This is a genomic window from Candidatus Nitronereus thalassa, from assembly GCF_032191465.1.
GTDB lineage: Bacteria > Nitrospirota > Nitrospiria > Nitrospirales > UBA8639 > Nitronereus > Nitronereus thalassa.
The window spans coordinates 355,582-369,136 of record NZ_JAQOUE010000002.1 but is presented as its reverse complement, the minus strand read 5'-3'; the positions used below and the strand labels follow the sequence as shown (position 1 = coordinate 369,136).

The window sequence follows — 13,555 nt, the reverse complement described above, 5'->3', positions numbered from 1 at the left end:
CTGGGGTGAACTAGTTTGGTATTGGTAGTGTCAGCGATGATAGATATTTGAAAGGGAGCCGTCTTTGAGGAAAAGACGGTTCCCTTTCAGCGTGGAAGGATTGAGCGCAACTAAGAGTTTTGTTGCGGGTTGTGATGAGCGGATTCAGAAAACATGACCTTTTCGGCTTGTTCCTGATGCCAAGCGGTCTTCACTGTTGCTTCGCGAAGATCTTGAACCAGATTTCCCTTTAACCGTTTCAAGTTGTCTCGCTTAAACCCTTTCGTATCCAGGTACGGCTTTTTGTTAAATCGCTCAATCCGATCATTGAGATTTTGAATTTTGTTATCCAAACTATCGATTTGCTCTTGGTGTTCCCTCGCTTTGGTCAGGTGATCCTGAGAGGACCACCCCACCATTCTTTTGACCACATCTGAATCATACGGGTTGCTGCCCAGGTCGACTTCTGTGGAGGACTTGGGTAAGTATTGGTTAATTCGTGACTCTAGTGCCTGAATTTTCGATTCAAGCCTTTCCAACTTCTTCTGATCGGATTGAACACCTGTCGCTTGGTCCTTCATTAGTTGTGAACTGTCAGCCAGGGCCAAGGTACTACCTACCATAAAGAAAACCATTGTTAATAAAGCTCGTTGGAACAACATGGTTCCTCCTTTCTTTTTCTTATTGATCTCTTGGTTAATTTTCCCCATGAAACTCATTCACTATTTATCTATATACAAGTACAATGCCAATTGTTAAATTTTAAAAATTAAATAAAAACAACTATTTATAGACACAGTAAAACTTACTACTTGTAAACATGTAACACTAAAATGATACAAATTTGTTTCATTAGTGTTTCATATGTAACATGTTGAAAATAGGAGTGAGTGCTGGGAGGAAGTGTTACTGGATGCCAAGTCGGTGAAGGCGCCGGTAGAGGGTCACTCGGCTGATTCCAAGAAGTTTCGCTGCCGCCGATCGGTTCCCGCCGGTTTTCTCCAAGGCTTCCATGATTGTAGAGTCCTGTTGCCGAATTGGAGACTGGTGTCCTTTGGTGAGAAGAGGGAGATCCTTCTGCTCCAAAATTTCAGGAGGAAAGTCAAGTGGTTGCAGAGTCGCATCCCGACTACGGATGACGGCAAATTCGATAGCATGCTGCAGTTCACGAACATTGCCAGGCCATGAATAACCCATGAGGAGGCGCATGGCTTGCTGGCTGATCATTTCAACGGGGCGTCCGGTGGTAGCGCGGCATTGACCTAAAAATGCACTGGATAACAGAGGAATATCTTCCCGTCGTTCTCGCAAGGGGGGAAGAAGAATTCGCCCGACCCGAATTCGGTAAAGCAGGTCTTCACGAAACTGTCCGGCTTTCACATCTTTGGCTAAACTGTGATGGGTTGCCGCAATGACTCGGACATCAATTTTTCGGAGCTTGGATTCACCGAGACGGGTAATTTCCCGCTCCTGCAGCACGCGAAGCAAACTGGTTTGAATGGAAAGAGGAACATCCCCGATTTCGTCTAAAAACAGCGTGCCGCCTTCGGCGGCTTCAAACAATCCTTCCTGATCTGAAACAGCACCCGTGAAGGCGCCTCGCTTATGCCCGAATAATTGGCTGGCGACCAATGATTCTGTCAGGCCTGCACAATTGACGGCAATGAATGGTCCATGTTGACGATGGCTCGCACGATGGATAGCCCGTGCGACTAATTCTTTTCCCGTGCCGGTTTCTCCTTCGATTAATACTGTGGAATCAACACGTGTCAATTCCTGAATCTGCTGAAACACAGCCTGAATTTCCGGGCTTTTGCCGATAATATCTTGGAACTTTCCTGTGTCAGATAACAGACGTCGAAGGTCCTCGACCTCTGAAGTATCATAGACATACAAAATTTTTTGTTCAGCATCTCGTGGGTCTTCACGAATATCCACCTCGACCAAACAGGTTCGACCCCCCGCCACAGACGGCATCTGGATTTTCACGCGTTCGCGTTTATGTAAAGGACGATCCATCATATCGATTAGAACGGGCAGGTGTTCCTTGTCCTCAAATAACTGTTCCCAGGAATGCCCGATGAACCGTTCTGGATGCCTTAGTGAAAGATGCCGCATGCCTTGACTGAGAAAGACAATCTTTCCTTCTCGATTAACGAGGGCCATTCCAATGTGCAATTGATTCATAATTGCCTGAAGGTCGTCATGGCTCCGTTGAATCTTTTCAAGTGCCTCTTCCAGGTTATGTTCTGCTTCTTTGCGTTGGGCAATTTCCTGCGTCAATGCGTGATTGGCTTTTGAAAGTTCGGCTGTGCGGATTTGGACACGTTGTTCTAGTTCGTTGTGCGCTTTTCTGAGTTCCGCCTCGGCTTCTTTTAATTCAGAGATGTCCTTCGTAAACGTCGCCAGTCCTGTTGGCTGGCCGTCCTCCTCTGTCAAAAGCGAAAGAGAGATCAAAATAGGCATCACAGCTCCGGATTTTGATCGACGATAAGATGAGATATTTCTCACGACGTGACCCTGTTGGCATTGTTGCCTCAGTTCCTGAGACAAGGCCTGCCCTTCTGGGGGAACCAATTGCATGATGGATTGGCCAATTAATTCTTGGGAAGTCCACCCATAGACACGCTCTGTTTCCGGGTTGACGTCCACAATGATCCCATTCAAATCTTCGATGATGATGGGATCAGTTGCATCCATGTATACTTTCGAAAGTTTTCGTAGTTCCTCGTGGGACCGCTTCCGATCAAGATGAATTTTGAGCATTTCGGCAAGAGAATTGATTAGGTGACGCTCTTCGGCAAGAAAGGGACCCTCTACCTCGTGGGGTTTTTCTTCCAAGTACACCACCTCAATGGAGCCTGCGCGATTTCCCTGGCATTGAAAGGTGGCTCTTTGCACCCAGGGCGTGTCCTGAAAATTCGGGGTGGTAATGTTTAACCCATCAAAACAAATTCGACCGGCGGTAATGTCGGGATATTGCCAGGAGGGAGGCAGGAGCGCGGCTATTTTTTCTAAAAGGGATTCGGTAGAAGCGTGTTCTTCCTGAAAAAGACGGGCAGTGGTGTGCAAAGCCGTGAGCTCTTTGACCCGTTCCCCCAGATGGTGCAGGGCTTTTTTGAGTTGCTCCGGTGTCTCTAATGACGGGTCAATCTTCTGTCCAGGGTCAAAGTGGGTGGTTCTGCTAGAAGAAGGCTCGTCAGGTGTCGTGTGATCAGTCATGCTGGGGTTATTATGACGAGAGACGAATCGTTTACGCAATTTTCTTTGCCCCAATCCGGTTGGGATTGGATATCATAGGCTAATGTTTCGTTAATATTTTTGGGCTGCACAAGGAGACTTTGCCTTTGTCAATCAAATGCGCGACTTTTGATGGAAGAACTTTCATTATTGCTACTCCCTACGTTCTGATAAGACATCATTTTCCCGATATAGGAAATTCAACAAAAGTTTTCAGGTTGCCACCCTGGAGTTTTCAATTTAAGCTCCATCCCTATGCTGAATGTGCAGTGGGAAGCAAGTCAATTTCAACGATTGACCATTGATCGGCTTTTTGATGTTCTAGAATTACGAGTGAATGTCTTTGTCGTCGAACAACAATGTGCATATCCTGAGCTGGATGCGTATGATCGCCATGTGGATACCAGGCATCTTTTGGGGATGGATGCGACCGGACAATTGGTTTCCTACGTGCGGATCCTTCCCGCTGGGTTACGGCACCCCGAGGTAAGTTTCGGGCGCTTTGTGGTGAAGAGAGAGGCGAGGGGAAATGGCCTTGGACGTCAGTTAATGGAAAGGACCTTGAAGGAAATTCAATGTACCTGGCCTGGGAATGCTATCCGAATATCGGCGCAGGATTATTTGCAGAAATTTTATGAGCAATATGATTTTTCGCGGGTATCGGAGGTGTACCTTGAAGATGGAATCCCGCATGTTGAGATGGTGAAAGGAAAATGAGTTTTATTTTTTGCAGGGTTTCTCCCCTGCAGACGAGATACTTTGGTTTAGGCAAAAGTGCCCAAACCCATTATTCCCCGAGCCAGTCCCCGTGGGGGTGCCTCCGCCTCCGGCCCGAATAAGATGTCTCAGAAACTCGCTGCGTTCAAACCGTCTTCGCCTAAACAGTCGATTCGGGGCTGCGGCTCTCCAGCGCGCGAAGGGTGGATAACTACTAACTCTCCAATGGGTTCGTAATTCATTATGTCTAATAATTTCAGTCCCCTCGGTGATTTGTCTGTCGAAGAATTTTTGGCGGAGTATTGGCAGAAGAAGCCGTTGTTGATTCCGCAGGCACTGCCAGGAGTTGTGCCGCCGATTGCGGCGGATGAACTGGCGGGGTTGGCGTGTGAAGAACAGGTTGAATCGCGTCTTATTATTCATGATGGGAGTAGTGAACACTGGGACCTCACACATGGGCCATTTGCCGAGGAGACGTTTCGGACATTGCCGGAGAACCATTGGACCTTGCTCGTGCAGGCCGTGGATTTTTGGGTGCCGGAGGCAGCAAAGTTTCTTGATCAGTTTAGTTTCATTCCGAGTTGGCGAGTGGATGATTTGATGATCAGCCTGTCCGGTGACGGCGGTGGTGTGGGGCCGCATTTCGACAACTATGATGTCTTTTTGGTGCAGGTGAGTGGACGCCGGCAATGGGAAGTGGGCGGGGTGTATGATGGGCGATCACCCCGGCGTCCGGATACTCCGGTCATGATCTTGACCGATTGGAAGCCAAAAGAACGTTGGATTCTTGAGCCCGGAGACCTGCTGTATGTACCGCCGAAGGTTGGGCATAACGGTATTGCCGTGGGTAAGGATTGCATGACGTGCTCGGTGGGATTTCGCGCGCCCTCTCATGGCGATATGTTAAAGGAGTTTTCTCATTTTGTTTCGAGTGACCTCAGTGAGGAGCTTCGCTATGCCGATCCCGATCTGAAACCTCAACCGCATCCTGGGCGCATTTCTCCCGAGGCCATCAACCAAGCTCACCAGATCTTGCGCCAATATATCGAGGACAAAGACAAGGTTGCCGAATGGTTTGGACGTTCGGTGACAATTCCCAAATACCAAGAAGAAGAACCGACTCGGGAAATGTATAGTCTCAAGGATCTCCAAACCCATCTTTCTGGGGGAGAAGCTCTGCTTCGAAATGAGGGGTCCCGCTTTGCCTTCCAAGAACATGGGGAGGAAATTTTGGTATTTGTGGATGGTCGTTGCTTTCGTCGTCCGCGGAGCCAAGCGGACTTTGTGGCATCAATATGCGCTCAGCGAGTGATCAGATTTACTCATTTGTCCAACACCAAGGAAGATCTTCCGTTCTTATTAGAACTGGTCAATCATGGAAGTCTGTATTTCCCTGACTGATTTCTTAATGTCATCTTTGAGTCTTCTTTTGAATCCTTGGCGCAATCCTGTATGCTCCCGAAACAATATATTCGAGAAATTCCTTGTATGAGAGGGAGTTTTTTCTAGTCCGCAATCTGGCTATGGGAGCCATCACTCAAATTTATGAACAGGTCTTCACCTAACCCCATCCGAGGACTTCTCATCGCTCAATTCTTTGGGGCATTCAATGACAATGCCTGGAAACTGATGGTGGCGTTGTTAGCCATCAAACAGTTGGCGTCCCAGATGGGAAGTGGGTTGGAGTATGAGGCTGCGGCTCAAGCACAGACGACGATCACCTTTGTGGTGTTCACTTTTCCGCTTGTGGTTGTCTCGATTTTTTCGGGAGTTTTTTCAGATCGATTCAGTAAGCGTTCTGTCATCGTGATTATGAAAGTCGTCGAAGTGGGATTGATGGGTGTAGGCACGGTGGCATTGTTTATGAATCCGGAGGGTGGGCTCTTGCCCTTAATTGTTTTAGGCGCAATGGCGGTCCAAAGTGCGCTATTTAGCCCGGCCAAATATGGCATCTTGCCGGAGTTGCTTCCTCATGAACGATTAGCTGCTGGCAACGGTCAATTAGAGCTCTGGACCTTTCTCGCAATTATTGGTGGAACGGCACTGGGTGGAATGTTTTTGCAAGTATCGGGTGCCTCACCATGGTTAGGTGGAGGAGTCCTCTTGGTATTTTCTATCATCGGATTGAGGTATTCCCTGTCGATTCCCTCGGTACCGCGTGCACGTGCAGAAGGAGGGTTGCGGGAAACTTTGCAAGGAGCATGGGATGCTGTGCAAGCGGATCGTGTGCTTCGTTTAGGTGTAATGGGAAATATTGGATATTGGATGGTGGCCAGTTTGGTGGGGCAAGATATCTTGGTGTATAGCAAAGCGGTGTTGGGATTGACGGATTCATGGGCAGGATTGCCATTAGCCACATTTGGAATCGGCGTGGGTCTTGGATCTGTGCTGGCCGGGAAATTATCACATTCCAAAGTTGAGGTGGGACATATTCCCCTTGGCGCCATTGGATTAACAGTCGGTTTGTTTGTGATTGGCGCCCTCAGGCCCGACGTTGTCGGAACGTTGATCGGGATGGCCTGGTTAGGGTTGTCGAGTGGGTTTATCGTGGTGCCCATTAATTCGTTGATTCAGTGGCGTGCGCCTGAGGATCGGCGTGGGGCGGTTATTGCCTTTAATAATGTGTTCGTCTTTGCTGGTGTGCTTGCCGGGTCTTTGGGAACCGGGTTCTTGGCCTTTCTTGGGTTGAGTGCCAGTAGTATTATTCTGGCCGCCGGAATGGCGACCGCCGGATTAACAATGTGGGCCGTGAGGATTATGCCGGAAACGTTTATTCGTATGGTGTTATTCCTGGTGACGCACACCCTGTATCGTCTCCATATCATTGGACGCGATCATGTTCCGGATCGTGGCGGGGCCTTGCTCGTGCCTAACCATGTGTCGTTTGTAGATGGATTACTCCTCTTGGCAAGCGTGGATCGGCCCATTCGATTTGTGGTCGATCGTCAATATTATGAGCATCCGTTGTTTCATCGACTGGCGAAAATCATGGGGGCCATTCCCATCTCTTCTAAAGGGTCGCCGAAGGAGATTTTAACCGCACTTCGGGATGCTGGACGTCGGTTAGATGATGGTGAGCTGGTGTGTATTTTTCCTGAAGGACAAATTACACGAACAGGTAGCCTCCTCCCATTTCAGCAAGGGTTTGAACGGATTCTCAAAGGCCGTGAGGCTCCGGTGGTTCCCGTGCATCTCGATCGTGTGTGGGGCAGCATTTTCAGTTTTATCGGTGGAAAGTTTTTGACAAAATGGCCTGAACAGATTCCTTATCCAGTGACGATCTCGTACGGGGTCCCCTTACCAGCCACGGTGACATCCGCAGAAGTACGAAATGCGGTCCAAGAATTGGGGGAGCAGGCCTGGGCCTATCGTAAGCCGAATCGGCCACCATTGCATCATACGTTTGTCCGAGCCGTGCGGCGTCATCCGTTTCGCTTTGCATTTGCCGACCTGACTCGGCCAAAGGTCTCATGCTTGGAATCCCTCGTTGGCGCCATTGCGTTAGCCAGAGCCTTTCGTCCGCTCTGGGAGCACCAGCATAACGTGGGAATTTTGCTTCCTCCTAGCGTAGGTGGGGTGCTGGTGAATTTAGCCGCGACTTTGTCTGGCCGCACTGCGGTGAATCTGAATTACACTGCAGGAAAAAGTGGAATGGAGGCAGCCGCGAAACAAGCACAGTTGGAAACCATCGTCACGAGTCAGATGTTTATCGAAAAAGCCGGTCTTGAGTTGCCAGAAGGTATCAAGATCATTTGGATCGATGAAGTACGAAAAACTATTGGCACGGGAGAACGAATCACGGCATTGTTACTTGCGATCTTTGCCCCAATTTCAATGTTGGAGCGAGCGGCGGGTGTGACCATCCGTCCACAGATTGATGATCTGGCGACGATTATTTTCAGCAGCGGAAGTACTGGTGAGCCCAAGGGGGTGATGCTTAGTCATTATAATGTTGATTCGAATGTTGAGGGTGTGGCGCAGGTGTTTCACCTGGGGCCGAATGATCGGCTATTGGGTATTTTGCCGTTCTTTCACTCGTTCGGGTATTTGGCCACGATTTGGCTGGCGGTCAATCATGGGGTGGGCGTGGTGTATCATCCTACGCCATTAGACGCTGGAGCCATCGGCGAATTGATTCATAAGCAGCGCGTCACGATTCTGATTGCCACGCCGACCTTCTTGCAGCTTTATTTACGGCGTTGCACACCAGACCAGTTTGGGTCGGTTCGTATTATATTGACCGGTGCCGAAAAGCTGTCCGAGCGACTCGCCCAAGCCTTCGAAGAAAAGTTTGGCATTCGTCCTATTGAAGGGTATGGCGTCACGGAATGTGCCCCTGTCATCGCGGTGAATTGTCCAGACTTCCGTGCGGCAGGATTCTACCAATCGGCATCCAGGCGTGGGACCGTCGGTCGCGCTTTGCCGGGGGTCTCGGTGCGCATCGTTGATCCGGATTCGTTTGAGCCTCTGCCGGTAGGGACGGCTGGCATGTTACTGGTAAAAGGGCCGAATGTGATGCACGGGTATTTGGGGCGCCGCGACCTTACGGCTAAAGCGATACACGAAGGATGGTACATCACGGGAGATATTGCCATTCTCGATGAGGACGGGTTTATCACGATAACCGATCGCCTCTCACGATTTGCCAAAATCGGTGGAGAAATGGTGCCGCATGGAAAAGTGGAAGAAGCGCTGCATCAAGCCATCAATGCGGAAACACAAGTCCTGGCCGTGACATCCATTCCCGATGAAAAGAAGGGCGAACAACTGGTGGTTCTCCATACATTGGAAGAATCGGCAATCCCTGAAGTATTAACCAAACTCTCCGATACCGGCCTGCCAAACTTATTCATCCCGCGAAAAGACGCGTTCCTGAAAGTAGAAAAAATCCCCGTGTTGGGGACAGGAAAGTTGGATCTCCGAGCCTTAAAGCGAATAGCTCTTGAACGAATCTCTTGACTCTTACTCTCTCTCCTTGATGTTCGGTGCAACAAGTATGTTTAATCGAGCTTACGCTCTGTTCCACATTTCCAACAGGAGGTGAAATCTTTCTCGTGCGACTCGCCGCAAGAACAGGTCCAGGCAGTAATTTCGGTTGGTTGGGCTTGGCGCCAATGCTCTAAAAATTCTTGTGCTTTTGGGAAATCCTCGTCGTTGACCCACAATTCTGGAAAGACTTCCGCGAAGGGCACTTCTCCAGCCAGGGATGAGCCTTGTTGATTTTTGATGGTACAGAGAATGTCTTCTTGTTCAAGGACTTCTTTTAACGATTCCACTTCCACGAGCATGGGAGAAACAAAGAGTTTGAGCATGGAATGAGTCCTGCGTGAATTAGGAGGAATATACTTGAGATTTAAACAAATAGAAACGGGCTGAATTAGACGTTGCAAATTTTAAACCGGCGATAAGAAAACACCGTTGGTGGAAGGATGAGGAAAGCTAGCAGATTGGCAGAGGGGAAAAGCCTGGAGAGGCCCTTAGGCGAGAGATCCTTCGGATTCGTTGGGTTGTTCGTTTTCTCTTTCCGGATCGACGCCGGTGCGATACATGATTTCAAGTCGGCGGGTTTCTTCGTTCCGACGAACCCGTTCATCCACGCAGAGATTGACAATGGCATTCCAAAACGCGGCTTCGGCCATACAGCTTTGTTCTAATCGCTGGTCACGAAAGTTTCCGGCAAAGCAGGTGTAGTCTTTCAACTCACCATCGGTGAAGTCTTGAATGTATTGGGACAAATCTGTAGATGTCTGACTCATGAGGGCTCAGTGGCTCCTAATGATAATTTCCGTTGTGCAGGCTATATCGGACAGACCCCTCCTGCATCTTAACCCCCTCAAAAGGGGGATTATTCAAAATAAAAAAAGAAATATTTGCCTAGCTCATTAATTTGAAAGCGTAATAAATTCGTGGGAGAGGCGTGGTCCTTGGATGCTCAATCGTGCGAGGGTGGTGGGTAAAGAAAATCGTTTTGGTCCGGCACTGCCTGGATTAAGAAAAACCGTGCCGTTGTGTTCATTTACTGTCGGTTTATGCGAATGTCCGGAAATGATCACTGTATATGGTGAATGAATGGGATCAATCTCGAGCTGCTTTACATCATGAATCACAAAGATGTGATGTTCTCCGATGGTGGTGGATTGCGTGGTGGGTATGGACTTTGCCCAGGGCCCTACATCGTTATTTCCCTTAATAGCTAAAACAGGGGCTATAAATTCTAGCCCTGTGATGATTTCTGGTTTGCCAATATCTCCGGCATGAATGATGAGGTGGGAGCCTTCTAAGGCGTCGGTGACTTCTGGACGAAGCAGCCCATGGGTATCAGAGATGACCCCAATGATGAAACAGGGTGGGGCATCATGGGGAGGAGGCTTCATCAGGATGGATAAATACTTAGGAATAGAAAATGAGTACGAGACCTGTTAGGGCCAACACGAGTGCCACAAGACTCATGATGAACGTTCGACGGAGTATTAATTGAAGGGTCGCGATTTGTCTGGTGAGGTTGTCAATAACCTCAAGCTGTTGGCCAAGGTTTCGTTCGATATCCAATAACCTCCTCTCCAGCGTTTCCTCACGAGATTGCTCGTCTTCCTGTTGGTGTTTCAGGTTAGAAATGGAAGAAACAATCTCGGGAATGCTGGGAGCGACCAGCTTGAAAAGAAATTTGGCTATGGGCCAGGCAGCAGGCATAGGTGATCTTAGCGTGACGGTAGAGAAAAGAGAAGAGCCTATTTTTTTAAGGTTCGAATCAACTGGTTGGCCAGGGTTCGTTCATCGGATTCTGAGGTAATCTCTCCGTTCAAACGGGCATCCAACAGTTTTTCAAGAATGGCGCGAAACTGTGGGCCGGGTTTGAGGCCCATGGCTTTAAGGTCTGTCCCATTGAGAATCGGGTGAATGCGTTGATACGAGGTAAAGAATGCAGAGATTTGTCGTTTGACGGATTCTGCTTGGGTCTTGGCCATCAAAAAGACGATGGCCTCATCCGGTAAGTCGCAAAGGGTACGGTACACCTGAGCAGGTTTGAGGGGCGGGTGTTTACTGAGTTTTCGTAAACGTATCGAGGCTTCGCGCCCGATCCACTGCAATTTCTTGACTTGCTGTTGAGGAAGAGGGAAGCGACGTGAAGTGTCCCGAACGGCTTTTGAGGGTAGAACTTCCATGAGTGCCATCCAATAGACCACCCACGAATCCATAGGACGATCCAAATAAAGCAAGGTATACCATTCGATCGATTCTTCTACCCCGTGAAGCAAGCCCGACAGCTGAGATGACCATCGTAATTGTGGGTGGATGAATTGCAGGAGATTAAATTCGGCTAATTGTTCCAAAGCGTTTCGAGGTTTGGGCTCCGACAAGAGCAAGATAAGTTCATTTAAGAGCCGAGAGGGAGAGAGGCGCTCAAAAAGATCCATGGTCACCGCTCCCTTAATCAGTGCGCTCGTCTCCTTGCCAAGTCGAAATCCTAATCGGTGTTGAAAGCGTATCGCGCGAAACACGCGGGTAGGGTCTTCTATAAAACTGAGGCTATGCAATACCCGTATGATTTTGTCATGGAGGTCGCGTTGTCCCCCATAAAAATCCACCAACTCGCCGAACCGATGCCTTGTTAAGCAAATCGCCAGGGTATTAATCGTAAAGTCACGACGGTATAAGTCCTTCTTGATGGAACTGTCTTCCACGGTGGGTAAGGCCGTCGGGTACTCATAATATTCCGTACGGGCGGTAGCAATATCGAGTTTGCGAGTCTCGGAACATGTGACGGTCGCTGTTCCGAAACGATCGTGTGTCTTCACCCGCGCGCCATGGTGTTTGGCAAATGATTTGGCAAAGGCGATGCCGTTTCCTTCGACGACGAGGTCAATGTCCAAGTTGGGAATATTGAGAATCAAGTCTCGAACGCATCCTCCCACCAGATAGAGGCCCACCTGCTGTTTCTCAGCCTGTTCACCCATCGCTACAAGAAGAGTATAGAGGTCCTCGGGTAAACGGGTGTGGAGTAGATTTTTCACATTCCGTTGCCGGTAGGAAGGTGTTGGTCCGGTGGCCTTCACTGGAGCATGGGCTGCTTCAAGGATGTCATGATGCAACGTTCGTAACAGATCGGTCCGCGTGAAGACCCCAATGACTCGGCGGCCCTTGAGAATCGGGACGAATCGCTGGTTACGTTCCAACATGTGGGTTTGAATATCATGAAACGGCGTCTCTGGGGTGGCAGTATAGACGTCGGTTTGCAAAATGGTCGTAAGAGGCAGATCCGCCATTTGATGAAAGAGAGCCTTTTGAATGGTTTCCCGAGAAACGAGGCCGAGGAATTGTTTTTTTGCATTGAGCACCGGCAGGACATTGACTCCCAGGCGTGTCATCGCACGCTCCGTTTCAAGAATCGTGGCGTCTTGCTTGGCGGATCGAACGGGAGTGGTCATGATCCCCGCTGCGCACAGGGTGCGGTCGCGTTCCAAAAGAAGGCGCTCACGAACTTGTTCGGTAACCTCAACGAGTGTTTTGCCTTTTATGGTGGCTGACGACGCTTGCGGATGACCGCCTCCCCCAAAATGTTCGGCAATTTTGCCAACGTTCAGTTCCGGTGACTTGCTCCTAGCCACGAGCTGAAATTTATCCTCCATTGGCATGAGAGCAATGATGGCGTCATATCCTTCCACATGGGCTAATTGCTCAGCGACGGAGGATAAATCGCCTTGGTACCGGTCATAGGTGCTAGCCGCAAGAAGGACTTTTTGATCATGAACATAGACCGTTTCCCCGGTTCGCAATAAATCGTTCAGCAAGGCGACCCGTTCTGGGTCCAAGGGTGTTTGCATAAATGCCGTGACCATCGTGAGATCGGCCTGGGCACGTAACAAAACAGCGGCGGCTTCGAGATCCCTAGGCGTGGTCGAATTGTATCTCAGCGAACCCGTCTCATCGTATAGCCCGATGGCGAGGACTGTCGCTTCAAATGGTGTAAGCGTGATCTGTTGAGCCTGAAGTTGCTCTAGGAGGATCGTCACCGAAGCGCCCACGGAATCTACTACTCGATGAAAGCGAGAATTTGAGAGCGATGGGGTGACATCCTCAATAGGTTCTGGATGGTGATCAAAAATATGTACTGGGACTTTTGGGTTGTGAAACAATTCCTGAAATCGACCAATGCGCTCAGGTTCCTGGACATCTACCAGAATCAGGCGTTGTATTTCATCCAAATTTACGTCTTTGAGTTTCATGAGCCCAACATCATGAACCGCTAGAAATCGGCGGACATGTTCCTGTGCGCCACTTGGAAATGCCAAGATCGCCCCAGGAAATAATTTCCTCGCCGCGACCATGGATGCGAGCCCATCAAAGTCGGCGTTCAAATGGGTGGTGATTAAATCCATCGAGTGATTGTAGCAGTATCCCAGGATACGTGGAAGTTTCCCAATGAGAATTGAAGTTCCGGCAAAATGGAAATGGTGGGAAACACATTATGAAAATCGAGTACGAACCAACTGAAGGAAGAATGTCACCAAAGTGAGCGATGCGTTCTCGACTTCCCTGCACATACCAATTCTCAGTATTGCGCTTTGGACCGGGTAAAAGGTTCGTATGCTCTAGAAAAAAGAATCGAAAAGCATTGAGT

General features: G+C 49.2%; 10 protein-coding genes. 3 read left to right on the top strand and 7 right to left on the bottom strand.

Annotated elements, in window-relative coordinates:
- Nucleotides 1-110 precede the first annotated feature (110 nt).
- Together PPG34_RS17025 and PPG34_RS17020 are read right to left on the bottom strand one after the other, a co-directional pair.
- Complete coding sequence (locus PPG34_RS17025) at nucleotides 111-641, bottom strand: hypothetical protein (protein ID WP_313834642.1); 531 nt, start codon at nucleotides 639-641, stop codon at nucleotides 111-113.
- A gap of 244 nt (nucleotides 642-885) precedes the next feature.
- A complete protein-coding gene (locus PPG34_RS17020; protein ID WP_313834641.1) occupies nucleotides 886-3,201 on the bottom strand; it encodes a sigma 54-interacting transcriptional regulator in 2,316 nt (771 codons plus the stop codon).
- Nucleotides 3,202-3,483: 282 nt separating this feature from the next.
- On the opposite strand from PPG34_RS17020, the gene PPG34_RS17015 reads away from it, so the two are divergent.
- The 3 genes from PPG34_RS17015 (at nucleotide 3,484) to PPG34_RS17005 (ending at nucleotide 8,895) form a co-directional block, all read left to right on the top strand.
- Entirely contained in the window at nucleotides 3,484-3,936 is a 453-nt protein-coding gene (locus PPG34_RS17015; protein WP_420888111.1) for a GNAT family N-acetyltransferase, read from the top strand.
- A 243-nt stretch (nucleotides 3,937-4,179) separates the two neighbouring features.
- On the top strand, nucleotides 4,180-5,337 hold the full coding sequence (locus PPG34_RS17010) for a JmjC domain-containing protein (RefSeq protein ID WP_313834639.1): 1,158 nt from the start codon (nucleotides 4,180-4,182) through the stop codon (nucleotides 5,335-5,337).
- Nucleotides 5,338-5,481: 144 nt separating this feature from the next.
- On the top strand, nucleotides 5,482-8,895 hold the full coding sequence (locus tag PPG34_RS17005; RefSeq protein ID WP_313834638.1) for an acyl-[ACP]--phospholipid O-acyltransferase: 3,414 nt from the start codon (nucleotides 5,482-5,484) through the stop codon (nucleotides 8,893-8,895).
- 41 nt (nucleotides 8,896-8,936) lie between these two features.
- Here PPG34_RS17005 and PPG34_RS17000 read toward each other — a convergent pair whose 3' ends face one another.
- The 5 genes from PPG34_RS17000 to PPG34_RS16980 form a co-directional block, all read right to left on the bottom strand.
- Entirely contained in the window at nucleotides 8,937-9,248 is a 312-nt protein-coding gene (locus PPG34_RS17000; RefSeq protein ID WP_313834637.1) for a putative signal transducing protein, read from the bottom strand.
- A 165-nt stretch (nucleotides 9,249-9,413) separates the two neighbouring features.
- Nucleotides 9,414-9,692, bottom strand: a complete 279-nt coding sequence (locus PPG34_RS16995; protein WP_313834636.1) for a hypothetical protein — start codon at nucleotides 9,690-9,692, stop codon at nucleotides 9,414-9,416.
- A 126-nt stretch (nucleotides 9,693-9,818) separates the two neighbouring features.
- Nucleotides 9,819-10,310 carry a metallophosphoesterase family protein gene (locus PPG34_RS16990; protein WP_313834635.1) on the bottom strand — a complete coding sequence of 164 codons (492 nt, stop codon included), beginning with the start codon at nucleotides 10,308-10,310 and terminating at the stop codon, nucleotides 9,819-9,821.
- Between the two features lie 16 nt (nucleotides 10,311-10,326).
- Nucleotides 10,327-10,626: a hypothetical protein gene (locus PPG34_RS16985; protein WP_313834634.1), complete on the bottom strand. Its 300-nt coding sequence runs from the start codon at nucleotides 10,624-10,626 to the stop codon at nucleotides 10,327-10,329.
- Between the two features lie 38 nt (nucleotides 10,627-10,664).
- Complete coding sequence (locus tag PPG34_RS16980; protein ID WP_313834633.1) at nucleotides 10,665-13,313, bottom strand: CBS domain-containing protein; 2,649 nt, start codon at nucleotides 13,311-13,313, stop codon at nucleotides 10,665-10,667.
- Nucleotides 13,314-13,555: the final 242 nt, after the last annotated feature.

Coding starts and splice junctions, on each gene's coding strand:
- PPG34_RS17025 (WP_313834642.1), bottom strand. CDS start 641: ATGTTGTTCCAACGAGCTTTATTAACAATGGTTTTCTTTATGGTAGGT.
- PPG34_RS17020 (WP_313834641.1), bottom strand. CDS start 3,201: ATGACTGATCACACGACACCTGACGAGCCTTCTTCTAGCAGAACCACC.
- PPG34_RS17010 (WP_313834639.1), top strand. CDS start 4,180: ATGTCTAATAATTTCAGTCCCCTCGGTGATTTGTCTGTCGAAGAATTT.
- PPG34_RS17005 (WP_313834638.1), top strand. CDS start 5,482: ATGAACAGGTCTTCACCTAACCCCATCCGAGGACTTCTCATCGCTCAA.
- PPG34_RS17000 (WP_313834637.1), bottom strand. CDS start 9,248: ATGCTCAAACTCTTTGTTTCTCCCATGCTCGTGGAAGTGGAATCGTTA.
- PPG34_RS16995 (WP_313834636.1), bottom strand. CDS start 9,692: ATGAGTCAGACATCTACAGATTTGTCCCAATACATTCAAGACTTCACC.
- PPG34_RS16990 (WP_313834635.1), bottom strand. CDS start 10,310: ATGAAGCCTCCTCCCCATGATGCCCCACCCTGTTTCATCATTGGGGTC.
- PPG34_RS16985 (WP_313834634.1), bottom strand. CDS start 10,626: ATGCCTGCTGCCTGGCCCATAGCCAAATTTCTTTTCAAGCTGGTCGCT.
- PPG34_RS16980 (WP_313834633.1), bottom strand. CDS start 13,313: ATGGATTTAATCACCACCCATTTGAACGCCGACTTTGATGGGCTCGCA.